This is a genomic window from Aquibacillus koreensis (assembly GCF_025154055.1).
Taxonomy (GTDB): domain Bacteria; phylum Bacillota; class Bacilli; order Bacillales; family Amphibacillaceae; genus Aquibacillus_C; species Aquibacillus_C koreensis.
Genome location: NZ_JAOALK010000043.1, coordinates 62,582 through 75,154 on the forward strand (window position 1 = coordinate 62,582; position 12,573 = coordinate 75,154).

At 39.3% G+C, this 12,573-nt stretch carries 13 protein-coding genes; 5 read left to right on the forward strand and 8 right to left on the reverse strand.

Annotation, left to right across the window (positions count from 1 at the left end):
• Positions 1-55: 55 nt before the first annotated feature.
• Entirely contained in the window at positions 56-865 is an 810-nt protein-coding gene (locus tag NYQ66_RS12085) for an ABC transporter permease (RefSeq protein ID WP_259869813.1), read from the forward strand.
• Positions 865-1,566, forward strand: a complete 702-nt coding sequence (locus NYQ66_RS12090) for an ABC transporter ATP-binding protein (RefSeq protein WP_259869945.1) — start codon at positions 865-867, stop codon at positions 1,564-1,566. The genes NYQ66_RS12085 and NYQ66_RS12090 overlap by 1 nt, the downstream gene beginning before the upstream one ends.
• A gap of 151 nt (positions 1,567-1,717) precedes the next feature.
• Here the strand turns inward: NYQ66_RS12090 and NYQ66_RS12095 are convergent, their stop codons facing one another.
• The 8 genes from NYQ66_RS12095 to nirB all read right to left on the reverse strand — a co-directional run bounded on the left by NYQ66_RS12095 (position 1,718) and on the right by nirB (position 10,324).
• Positions 1,718-3,106: a sensor histidine kinase gene (locus NYQ66_RS12095; RefSeq protein ID WP_259869815.1), complete on the reverse strand. Its 1,389-nt coding sequence runs from the start codon at positions 3,104-3,106 to the stop codon at positions 1,718-1,720.
• A gap of 11 nt (positions 3,107-3,117) precedes the next feature.
• Entirely contained in the window at positions 3,118-3,792 is a 675-nt protein-coding gene (locus NYQ66_RS12100) for a response regulator transcription factor (protein WP_259869817.1), read from the reverse strand.
• A complete protein-coding gene (locus tag NYQ66_RS12105; RefSeq protein ID WP_259869819.1) occupies positions 3,785-4,762 on the reverse strand; it encodes a YncE family protein in 978 nt (325 codons plus the stop codon). The genes NYQ66_RS12100 and NYQ66_RS12105 overlap by 8 nt, the downstream gene beginning before the upstream one ends.
• A 75-nt stretch (positions 4,763-4,837) precedes the next feature.
• Complete coding sequence (locus NYQ66_RS12110; protein ID WP_259869821.1) at positions 4,838-5,233, reverse strand: FixH family protein; 396 nt, start codon at positions 5,231-5,233, stop codon at positions 4,838-4,840.
• A gap of 130 nt (positions 5,234-5,363) precedes the next feature.
• Positions 5,364-6,092: a sirohydrochlorin chelatase gene (locus tag NYQ66_RS12115; protein WP_259869822.1), complete on the reverse strand. Its 729-nt coding sequence runs from the start codon at positions 6,090-6,092 to the stop codon at positions 5,364-5,366.
• Positions 6,071-7,558, reverse strand: coding sequence for a uroporphyrinogen-III C-methyltransferase (cobA, locus tag NYQ66_RS12120; RefSeq protein ID WP_259869824.1), 1,488 nt, complete (start codon positions 7,556-7,558; stop codon positions 6,071-6,073). Before cobA ends, NYQ66_RS12115 begins: the two co-directional genes overlap by 22 nt.
• Positions 7,559-7,579: 21 nt before the next feature.
• Positions 7,580-7,897: a nitrite reductase small subunit NirD gene (gene nirD, locus NYQ66_RS12125; RefSeq protein ID WP_259869827.1), complete on the reverse strand. Its 318-nt coding sequence runs from the start codon at positions 7,895-7,897 to the stop codon at positions 7,580-7,582.
• Between the two features lie 18 nt (positions 7,898-7,915).
• Positions 7,916-10,324, reverse strand: coding sequence for a nitrite reductase large subunit NirB (gene nirB, locus NYQ66_RS12130; RefSeq protein ID WP_259869830.1), 2,409 nt, complete (start codon positions 10,322-10,324; stop codon positions 7,916-7,918).
• A 281-nt stretch (positions 10,325-10,605) separates the two neighbouring features.
• Here nirB and NYQ66_RS12135 point away from each other — a divergent pair, with 281 nt between their 5' ends.
• The 3 genes from NYQ66_RS12135 (at position 10,606) to NYQ66_RS12145 (ending at position 12,573) form a co-directional block, all read left to right on the forward strand.
• Positions 10,606-11,307, forward strand: coding sequence for a bacteriorhodopsin (locus tag NYQ66_RS12135; RefSeq protein WP_259869833.1), 702 nt, complete (start codon positions 10,606-10,608; stop codon positions 11,305-11,307).
• 236 nt (positions 11,308-11,543) lie between these two features.
• Positions 11,544-11,738: a sulfur carrier protein ThiS gene (gene thiS / locus NYQ66_RS12140; RefSeq protein ID WP_259869835.1), complete on the forward strand. Its 195-nt coding sequence runs from the start codon at positions 11,544-11,546 to the stop codon at positions 11,736-11,738.
• 67 nt (positions 11,739-11,805) lie between these two features.
• Positions 11,806-12,573 carry a thiazole synthase gene (locus NYQ66_RS12145; protein WP_259869837.1) on the forward strand — a complete coding sequence of 256 codons (768 nt, stop codon included), beginning with the start codon at positions 11,806-11,808 and terminating at the stop codon, positions 12,571-12,573.

A 12,573-nucleotide genomic window follows, 5' to 3' on the forward strand; every position in this document is an offset into this window, starting at 1 on the left:
TCACTTTTTGATAAGTAGACCGTCTTCTTTAATTCGCTAAGTAAGGATGGATACGATGAAAACAGCATTTTTTACCGAATGGAGAACGACGCTAAGACAACCATCATCTTTCACCTTTGTGATTCTGTGGACCGTTGTAATTAGCTTGTTATTTTTGCTAAATAGAGGCTTACCACAATTTGACGGTTATACAAATGTGTTGGGTACGATCATCAATTTGCTTTTATATCTTCTCCCTCTTTTTATGTTAATTATTGGATCTTTATCCATTACGAATGAACTAGAAAGTGGTCAATGGGCATTGCTTAGCACCTATCCAATATCCACTTTTCGTTATGTGGTAGGAAAATTTGTTGGGCAACTAGTTGCTCAAATTGCTGTCTTTAGTGTTAGCTATGGCATTAGCATGGTCCTTTGCACGATCTTACAATTTCCCGTCTCCCTAAAATGGATGGTACTCATCTATCTGTTTGCTCTATTTTTGATTAGCTTTTTCTTAGGCATAGGAATTTTAATAGGTACATTTGCCTCTACACGTTGGCAAGCGCTTATGAGTTCTGTTGTTATTTGGTTCATCTTTATTATGATGTGGGCAAGTCTATTAATTGCCATCTTACAATTTGTACCGTATCCACTTATTGCTAACGTGTTAGGAATTACTCTCTTTCTAAATCCAGCTGAATTAGTCCGTGTCTTTTTTGTTGTCCAGTTTGGTGGAGGGGCTGTTTTCGGTCAGGAATTTGATACGTTAGTTACCTTTTTCAAGATGACATTGTCTTTACCAGTTCTTGTGATTTATACCGTTCTTTATCTAGCCACTGTTCTAACCATCGCCGGCTGGAAATTACAAAGGAGGAAGTTGTAATAATGACATTAAAAGTAGAGCATATTTCAAAAAGCTATAAACATAATGAAGCATTATCTCCTTTTTCCTTTGAAACAGGACCTGGTCAGTGTGTTGTCTTATGTGGAGGGAACGGTGCCGGGAAAAGTACGATGATTCAAATCTTAGCTGGCTTATCTACGCCAACTACTGGTAATGTAATGCTGGATGACATTAACCTGGGGCAAGCTCGTGAACACTACGTGGAGCATATTGGCTATATGCCTGATAGTTTCCCTGCACAACCCTTTATATCTGTGCAGGAAATGCTAGCATTCTATGCTTCTTATCGACCGAGCGCTTCTAAAGACCAAGTACCTGCGATTTTGGAGCGCATTGGACTTATGGAGAAAAAAGATGAAATTATAAAGCGACTATCGAAAGGAATGCGGCAACGACTTTTATTTGGTCAGGCACTATTAGGGTCACCCAGACTATTATTAATGGATGAGCCAACAAACGGACTTGATCCCTATTGGATTAACGAATTCGTCCGTATTGTAAAAGAAGTGCAACAAACCGGAACAATTGTTGTCCTGTCCACTCATATGATGGACGTTGCAGCAGACTTAGGTGATACGATTTACTTTATGAAAGAAGGAAAAGTAGTACAAGATTTTAAACGAAGCGAAGATAATGAAAGGACAACATTACAGTTATTAGATTTGCATCGTAATGCATAGTAGGACAGTGGGATAGCTCTTTGTCATAAGGGAGAGGGATTTGCTCTTTCTAATGAAAGAATGACTTGCTCTTTCTAAGGAAAGAGTGACCTTGCTCTTTCCAAACTGGCTACCAACTCAAAAAATGGAAACAAAAGAACCGTCCCCCCGTTTACGAGAATTGGGGGATGGTTATTTTGACTGTGGTTCCTTTTCCTTCTTCTGATTCGATGGTTAGGTCACCTTTGTGTTTTTTTATGATTTGATAGACGATCGATAGGCCGATGCCTGTGCCGCCTTCTTTTCTTGTTCTGGCACTATTTACGCGGTAGAATCGTTCCACTACTTTTGGTAAATCTTCTTTCGGAATACCTGGACCATCATCTTGGATCAGTAATTGTGCTTGATTGTCTTCTTGTGCCAACCCTACCAGTATTTTTTCCCCATTGGGTGTGTACCGAATGGCGTTATCTAGCAGATTACTGACCACTTGTTCTAGTCGATCCGCATCACCACTTACAACGATGTCGTGGTCCACCTCTACTTCAATGGTTACTTGTTTTTGTTTTGCGAATAACTCAAATCGTTCTACAACATCAAGAATAAGTTGCGCATATGGCAAAGGCTCATCTTTCATCGGATAAGAGTCATCCTCTAACTGCGCTAAGTCCAACAGGTCATTGACCAAACGTATTAAACGTGCGACCTCATTATTGATGATCGACAAATAATTCTCTCTACTCTTTTCATCTACAAAATCTTCCTGAAGAACCTCTGTATAACCTTTGATATAGCTTAGTGGCGTCCGAAGTTCATGGGATACATTTTGCAAAAACTCTCTCCGCTTCTGGTCTACTTCCTCGAGCGATGCAGCAAGCGTATTAAACGAGTTAGATAAATTCCCAATTTCATCTTGTTTACTTACTATAATCCGTTTAGAAAAATCACCTTGAGCCATTTGGTAGGAGATTGTTTCCATCTCTTTTAGAGGTTTGATTAAGTGATCTGTCATCTTAAGACCAATCCATGTGATCACAATTAAAAGAACGATGAGAAATATAAATAAAACAAGCCTAATTGATTGAAAAGGCTCCTCCATTGCCGTAAGTGGCATGTAGAGAAAAATAGCCCCTTCTAATTGATCTTCCTGTAATAAAGGAATCGTAACGGCTAATATATCTTGATCAAACCTTGGATGTTGTCTTATAAAAGTAATTTGATCCCCTTCCAACAATTGTTGTCGTTCTTCAAAAGTGATCAAACTTGTATCAGAAAATCCTTCTGCAGGAATACCTGCGCTAAGCATCATTGGATCTTCTGTATATAACACATTTGCATCAGATGTCTGATCTGTCCACGCAACACGTTGTAAAAATTCTTGTTTTGCTTGCGATGTATGGTAAAAGTTCTCGAGCTCCTCCCCTTGCATGACTAAGGTCGCTCTTTGTTTTTCCACGTAAAACTGCTCATATAAAAAATACGTTAGACCTGTTCCGATTACAATCGTACATAAGGCTACAACCATAATCGTTGTCCAAATCTTATGCTTTAATCCAAACATTGAAACAAATCTCAGACCTCGAATTTGTACCCAACTCCCCAAACTGTTTTTATATAATCACTTGCAGTATCTAATTTTAATCGGAGTGTCTTAATATGTGTATCGACGGTTCTAAGCGTTCCAGTACTTTCTAAACCCCAAATCCGATCTAACAATTGCTCTCGTGCAAATACTTGTCCTTTATGATGAATAAAAAACTCCAAGAGATTAAACTCTTTGCGCGTTAGATTTATAATTTTTCCATTAACGGTTACCTTATGCCCTACTAAATCGACGACCAAGTCGCCTATTGAAATGACATCTTGTCTTTGATTATAATTTAATGATCTTCTTAGTAATGCTTCTACGCGCGCAACCAATTCCTTAGGGCTAAACGGCTTCACAATATAGTCATCTGCTCCAATTTTCAACCCGTGAATACGATCTAACTCTTCACTTTTTGCTGTTAGCATAATGATTGGCACATTGGACTTTTCACGAATTTTTTTACAAACCGTAAACCCGTCCACTTCAGGCATCATAATATCTAACACTACTAAATCAAAAACTTGTTGATGATAGAGATCTAGCACTTCTTTTCCATTACCTGCCGTTGTAATAGCAAAGCCAGAACTTTCTAAGTAGGAGGATAATAGCAAAAGCATTTGCTCTTCATCATCCGCGATTAATATCTTATATCTACTCATTGTTTTCACCTAAAATCACTCGATATGGTCCATCCTCTAATTGAACTTTTTTTACTACATGAAAATCTTCTTTATTTATAATCGATAAGGTGTTGCCATCTATGCTCGTGACATATAAATTCGCCTCATCACCATTGATCGCATATGGATTTGCATCGACCTCAACCGAGTCGATTACCGTTCTTTCTTTAACATCCAGTTTTACAACAGTATTGGATCCATGGCAGATTACATAAACAACGTTACTTGAACGGTCACTATAGATAGCAATTGGCATTAATCCAACCTCAATGCGATCTACTTCTTCTCCAGATGTAGGATCATATAAAATAACATATTTGTTAAGTGTCCCATACTCCCCATGTCCACCAATCCACAGATATTCCCCATCAAAAAATACACCGTTCGGGCGGGTCATGATTGAAATGCTGTTTACCACTTTTTCCGCATGTATATCTAGAACAGATACTGTTGCATCCTCGGAATTTACCACGTATAAAAGCTTGCCTGTTGAATCCAACGTCATTGCAATGGGAACATGTCCAACCGGAACATTTGCAATAACATCCCTACTATTTACATCTAAAATCCCAACCGTATGCTCCTCACTATTCGCAAAAAAAAGCAAATTTGCATCTGCTTGATATAACAACTCATTGACACCTATGCCACTTTTATGCAATTCCGATATATGTCCATTTTCTAAATCAAGCAGATGTAAATGCTCAACCTGTTCTCCAGAAGTGACAACAGAATTGGGGCTGATTTTTGCCATAGCTGTTATTCTGTATGGTAACGTGCTCGTTGCTACTTCGAAAGTATCTTCATCAATAAATGACATGATTGGCTCTTTCAAGTGGGAGATCATCACAGAATCATTCATATTATTTGGTATGGATATCTTTTCTTCGTTACATCCATTTAAAAATATAGTAATGACAAGTAAGATCATCGCATGATATTTCTTCATTTTTTCACCATCTTATTTTTGGTCTCTGTTCATCTTGGTGACTAATCGTTTACTTCATTATGTATAGATTCCATACTACTTTGCAACTGTATATGCCTTTCTAGGCATAACATGCATGTCTCGTGCAGTGACATGGGACACGACAAAGTAATTTCCCTCTGTCTTAAATTGTTTTGTGATCGAATAAATACCATCACCCTGATTGGACGCTTCAATCATTTCGTGATCCTCTTGCCCCTCTTTCCAGACTTCAAATATCACTTCATTCGCATCATTCACTTTGTCCTTACCTTGGGTGACTATAGCTTTTATGGTTGTATCCGTATTCACTCGTGGCGTTTCAGGCTCTAGTTCAATTTCCACCTCGACCACCTCACCAAGAAAATCTTCCTTATTTTCCGTTGTGTTATCACAGGCTGCCACTATAAGTATAAAAAGAAACATTACTACTATTGCTCGTTTTAATTTCATTATATCTCCCCCTATCACTTAGCACCCAACATTATAAAACCTAAATGTGAAATAATTATGAAGTCGTAAACAAGGGGACGGTTCTTGCGTTTCCATTTTGGAAACACAAGAACCGTCCCTCTGCTTACACTTATTCTAGTCGTTTTTCAATAAGTTCCGTATAGGACTGATCGAATCCTGTAGGCTCACAGCAAATCAGTTTGGTTTTTGGCATACGATCATGATAATTATCAAGCACATTTTCTATTGTCTTCACAAAACCACCTGCGAATAAAAAGTGTGGAATGACGTAAATCTCATCATACTGATTCATCGCCATTTTTTCTAATTGTTGCTCTATCGATGGTTGTGTCGTTTTTAAATATGCGGTAGAAACATCGGCATCGAAAGGAAGCATCTCTTTCAGTTGGCTAGCTAACTGCTCAAATTCGTGAGGCGCATCTTTATTCCTACTACCATGTGAAATGAGTAGTACCGCTTTTTTATTTGGCAGTTCGCCAATTGCCTCATCCAATCTTGCCTTTAACACATTTACTACAACTTCATCTGCACCTAGTGGCCCTACTTGATCGATATCTATATTAGGATATTGAGAGCATATCTCCGCGATTTCATTCGGAATATCCTCCACAACATGGATACCTGATAGCAATAGAATTGGCACAACCGTGACACGCGTTGCTCCTTTACGAATACAGTCCGTCACTGCATCGGTAATACTCGGTTCTGCTAGCTCTAAAAAAGCATAGGTTTGCACATCTACCGGGATCTGCGGATAGACCATGTCCATAAACTGAATAAATTCTTTATTTCTAGCTTCGGCACGGCTCCCATGTCCTACATAGACAATTGCATCCACTTGCGCTCCTCCTCTAGTGTATGTTCATCAATGAATGCTTTCACAAACGCAGCTACACTTGGAGATGACGGCATGACATCAACTTTCATCCCCAGACCTGCTAATTCCTGTTTTGTATGATTCCCTAAACAACAGGTCGTTAACCCTCTAACTATTTGTTCTGGCTCCAAGTCGCATTTTTCGAGTCCTTCGTGCAATGCATGAACAGAATTGCTACTTGGATAAATCAATGTATCAAAACGGAGTGAATCCATCGTTCTTTGAAAAACCTCGACAGAATTTGGATCAATCTCTTTTATGCTCGTTACGAATATATCATGCTTTGTTTCTATCTTTTCTTCATAAGATAGTTTTTCTTTCACAATTAATCCATTCTCCCCAGCAATAGCATCTACCTTTTCGATTTTTGCTAGCAAACCTCGTTTCTTTAATAATGCTTGAGACTTAACCGACTCTACATAAAACGTAGCCTGAATCGTTCTAATATCTATTTCATTTTCCATAATAATCTCAAAAAAGTCTTCGATTACTTCCGGTGATGAAAAATAAATAGAATTATAAGTTGTTAGCTTAGCTACTTTAGTCTGGTCAATCGGAGCAGGTGTTTTCTTCCATTTCGGAAAATCTATTACCTCTGCACCTTGTTCTTCTAATTGTTGTTTTAACGTACTCTCTTGATTACTTGTTCTCGCTAATAAAATATGACGTCCTACTAACGGTTTATGTTCAAACCAGCTCATTTTGTCACGAACCTTGACGATGTCCCCAACTAAAATAATCGCTGGATTTTGAAACTTAACTGCTTCTGCTTGTTTTGCAATCGTATCTAAACGTCCCTCGAGTTGCTGTTGACGACCGTACGTACCCCACTGCAACAGGATGACAGGTGTATTAGGGGTTTTCCCATGTTGAATCAGGTTTTCACTAATATAAGAGAGATTAGCAATTCCCATATAAAAAGCGATTGTATCAATGCCAACGAGACTTTCAAAGTTAATCACTGGTTTACCATCATTCGCTTTTCCGTGAGCAGTTACCATCGCAAAAGATGTGCCATAATCTCTGTGCGTCACTGGAATTCCGGCATAGATGGGAGCAGCAATTCCAGATGTAATGCCTGGTACGATTTCATAATCAATCCCAGCTTTTTTGAGCTCTTCCGCCTCTTCTCCCACACGTCCAAATACGCCAGGATCTCCACCCTTCAAACGAACAACGACTTTTCCTTCACGTGCTTTTTTCACTAACAGCGCATTAAGCTGCTCTTGACGAAGGAAGTGACGTTTTGGCAATTTCCCACCGAAAATCAATTCACAGTCTGCTTTGGCATAAGCTAATAATTGCGGATTAACTAATCTGTCGTAGATGATTACATCCGCTTTTTCTATTGCTTCTCTTCCTTTTACCGTAATAAGCTTGCTATCCCCTGGTCCCCCACCAACTAAATACACCTTCCCCTGTTTCACCTATCGTCACCCTTCCTGTTGTTATAGTCTTAGAAAAACTTCATCCCGCTCGATTTCTACTTCATAAGTTTTCACTTGGCCTTGGTCAGGCGCTTGTACCTGACCATCGGCTAAAGATATTTTCCAATCATAGACCGGGCAAAACACATAATGCCCACTCACTAAACCTTCGGAAAGCACACCACCTTTTGGATGTGGACTTTTGTCTGCAATCGCATATACTTCACCAGATGTTACTTTGTATAAAGCAATTTTTTCTGAGCCAACGGTTATAGCTACGCCATTACGGACGGGCAAATCCGAGTATTTCGCTACTTTCACCCTTGTTTGTGTTGTCATCTATTCCACCTCTCCTTCTTAATTCGTAACGACTGGACGATAGTATTTTCCTTGGATTTCGTCACTCTCAATCGCTTCTTGCCAAGGTTCGTTATATCTCTCTAGTGTTTGGTCAATACGGCTAATGAGTTCACGTCTTACTTTTTCGTCTTCGATCACGGATTTAATATGGTCTAGCCCCATCCGTTCCACCCACTTCGATGTACGTTCCAAGTAATGTCCTGTTTCACGGTAGTATTGAAGATACGCACTTGCAATGTCCATGACTTCTTCTTTTGTTTTAACTGTATATAGCAAGTCTCCTGCACGAAGATCGGTACCACCGTTTCCTCCTACATAAATCTCCCAACCACCATCAATACCAACAACACCAATATCTTTAATTCCAGATTCGGCACAGTTACGTGGACAAGCAGATACACCCATTTTAAATTTGTGTGGTGTGTCGATTCGTTCAAATTTTTTCTCTAGCTCCATCCCAAGGCCCATAGAATCTTGGGTACCATAACGGCAGAAGCGCGCTCCGACACAAGTTTTTACTGTACGAAGTGTTTTCCCGTACGCATAACCTGACTGCATACCCAACTCTGCCCAAACGCTTGGTAGGTCTTGCTTTTTAATCCCAAACAACCCAATTCGTTGTCCACCAGTAAGTTTGACAAGTGGTACCTCATATTTTGTTGCGACTTCCGCTAACTTTTTCAAATCTTCCGCAGTCGTTACACCTCCATACATACGAGGAACAACAGAGTAAGTGCCATCTTTCTGGATATTCGCGTGCATTTTTTCATTCACTAAACGCGCATCGCGTTCATCTTTATAATCTGCATAAATCATTCCTAGGTAGTAATTAAGTGCAGGGTTACATTTCGAACAACCCTCTTCATTTTTCCAACCTAATACATGCATGACTTCTTTTACGGATGTTAAGCCTTTTTCTTTAATCTCAGCTACGACTTCATCACGGTCTAGCGTCGTACAGCTACAGATCGCATCTTTAGCTGCCGCCCCATCAAAGCTATCACCAAGTGTGTGCTCCAATATCTGACCAATGAGCGGCTTACAACGACCACAAGAACGACCTGCGTTAGTGCATCCTCCGACTTCGTTTACACTTGTGAGATTATGAGCATGAATAGCATCAACAACTGTTTTTTTCGTAACCCCATTGCACCCACAAACAACAACTTCATCCGCCATCGCTGCTACATCATCTTCTTCTGCTTCACCTGCTGCTTGTAGAATAGAAAGGCTCGTCATATCTCGAACATCTTCTTTATTGGATAACATTCTAAATAGTCTTGTGCTTTCTGTTGTTTCCCCGTAAAGCACAGTTCCAACTACATGGTTATCTCGAATGAGTACTTTTTTATAGACACCTTCGAACTCATTATGCACACGGATTGCTTTTGTTTGATCGTCCCCCTCTATTTCACCGGCAGAATATAAATCCACGCCTGCTACTTTTAACTGCGTTCCGGTTACTGAACCTTCATATGGCTCTGTTGGAACATTGGCAAGGCGTTTTGCTAAAACTTTTGCTTGTTCGTATAATGGAGCAACTAGTCCATAAGCGATGCCGCGGTGTTCCGCACATTCTCCGATTGCATAATGATCTTCTATGTTTGTTTCCATAAAATCATTCACGATAATCCCACGGTTTGTTACAATGCCTGCCTGTTGTGCTAATTCCTTATTTGGCACAATACCAACGGCCATTACGACTAGATTGGCTTTTACTTCTGAACCATCTTTAAACCGTAATCCTGTCGCACGTTCATCACCTAACACTTCTACTGTTTGTTTTTCCATCAGGAAGTTAATGCCCTGTTTTTCTAGCTCTTGTTTTAACATCGCACCAGCTGCTGCATCAAGCTGTCTCTCCATTAAATGCGGCATTAGATGGACAACTGATACATTCATGCCGAGATTCTTTAATCCTTTGGCAGCCTCTAACCCCAACAAACCGCCACCAATAACGACCGCATCTTGATATTCCTCCGCACCTTTGATCATCACTTCACAATCACTCACATCACGAAACCCGATAATCCCTTGTTTATCAATGCCTTCTACTGGGATAAAAAATGGAGAGGATCCTGTTGCAAAAATTAATTTGTCATAAGCAACACGTTGCCCTTGATCAGAAATAACTTCTTTATTATCTAGATCTATATCGACCACTGTTTCTCCAGTAAATAATTGTATCTTATTTGTCTCATACCAATCTAATTGGTTTAAGATAATATCCTCAATCGACATATCCCCTTGAAGTACGTTGGATAGTTGGATTCTATTATAATTCGGATGCGGTTCTTTACCGAATATAGTAATTTCATAGGCATCTGGATTTTCTTTTATCAAATCTTCTATTGTTCGCACACCAGCCATACCATTACCAATCATGACTAACTTTTGCTTTGCCACTATGATCACTCCTATTCTATTGAAGTTTTATAAACTATTTAGTTTTATTTATATCCTTATTTTACTTAGAAGTTTAAACAGACATTGTGATCTGCATCACATACCCAAACAAAAATGATCCATGTCTATAAAGTTGTAACAATTTTTTTGGAAACATGGGGACGGTTCTTGCGTTTCCATTTTGGAAACACAAGAACCGTCCCCATGTTTCCTTTTGTATGAAAAGCAGGAAACTTCCCTATACTGAGTAACAAGTTAATTTGTGGAGGTTGAGATATTTAATGTACACATTACATTGGATTTATTTTATCATTATGGCAATTGGGGCTCTATATTTTTATTTATTGAGCAGAAACCCCTCTGGAGTACCTAGATATGAATATGTAATTGCAATCTTTATTCCTTGTTGGTCAGGCACCGCATACATGTCCATTGCTTTGGGACAGGGCTTCTTAGAAATGAATGAAAGAACGATTTACTTTGCAAGATATCTCGATTGGGTTGTCACAACACCATTGCTCTTACTCGCCCTTTCCTTAACAGCAATGTTCTACAAAAAGCAGAAAGATAAGGCTATTATCGGATCACTAATAGGTGCAGATGTGTTTATGATTTTGACAGGTTTAATTGCAGATTTCTCTGAGGGAGCACAGAAATATATTTGGTATAGTCTTGGCGTAATCGCACTTGTTATTATCCTATATATTATTTGGTACCCTCTACGCCAAATAGCAACAACTTCATCTGAGGAGTTAGGGAAACACTATACCCGTACAGCCTTATATCTTACCTTGTTTTGGATTGCTTATCCTACAGTTTGGTTATTGGGACCATCTGGTTTAGGGCTTACGCAAAGCATTGTTGATTTACTAGCTTTTATTATTTTACCTATTTTCTCTAAGGTTGGATTTAGCATTCTAGATCTAGCTGGTCTAAGAAGACTAGGTTTAACTAAAGTTAACGATTCTAACTTAACTTTATAAAAATTTAGGTGTAAGCAAGGGGACGGTTCTCCTGTTTCCATTTATGGAAACGGGAGAACCGTCCCCTTGCTTACAAGATCTGTCCCCCTGTTTACAACCCTTGACGAGGAATCGTATTTTTTATATGATTGTACTATAAATTCATACATCGAAAGCACAAAATGGGGAACACCACCGAAAGGGTGTTAACTCGTTTTGTGCTTTTTTAATGGAAAAATTTAGGAGGTGTAATATACATGAGAGTAAATGGCACTACCGTTACGTTAAAGAATGGACAGACTTTGTATGCATTTTTAACCAGTCAAAATTATGATGTGACAACAATCGCAGTGGAATATAACGGGGAAATTGTTTCAAGAGATACGTATGCTAATGTGCAGCTAAGCGATACTGACACGTTGGAAATCGTCCGATTTGTCGGTGGAGGTTGAGAGATTAATAATAAACAAGTCTAGGAAACACAAGACATCATTCAAAACGAGAGAGGATTTTGACAATATGAGTGACAAGTTAATGATCGGTGGTCGTGAATTTCAATCTAGATTTATTTTAGGTTCGGGGAAATTTTCATTAGAGTTAATCAAAGCAGTTATTGAACATGGAGAGGCTGAAATGGTGACACTTGCTTTACGTCGTGCAAATGCGGGTGGAGAAGAAAATATTTTAGATTACATTCCAAATAACATCACGTTACTACCAAATACATCCGGTGCCAGAAATGCAGAAGAAGCAGTAAGAATTGCTCGTTTATCGAGGGAGCTTGGATGTGGGGAGTTTGTCAAAGTGGAAGTAATGTCTGACTCGAAGTACTTACTACCGGATAACTATGAAACTACGAAAGCAACCGAGATCCTTGCAAAAGAAGGCTTTGTCGTTATGCCATATATGTATCCAGATTTATATGCCGCTCGTTCTTTAGTCGACGCAGGTGCAGCTGCTGTCATGCCTTTAGGGTCTCCAATTGGAAGTAATAAAGGACTCAGCACAAAGGATTTCATTCAAATTCTAGTAGACGAAATTGACTTACCTATCATTGTCGATGCTGGACTCGGTCGCCCGTCTCAAGCATGTGAAGCAATGGAAATGGGAGTTGACGCGATTATGTGTAATACAGCTGTCGCAACAGCAGGCAACGTCGCACTGATGGCGAAAGCATTCAAACAATCGATTGAAGCAGGACGCAATGCTTATCTTGCAGGTTTAGGACGTGTGTTGGAATTTGAAGGGGAAGCATCTAGTCCACTAACAGGATTTTTGGAGGGTTAA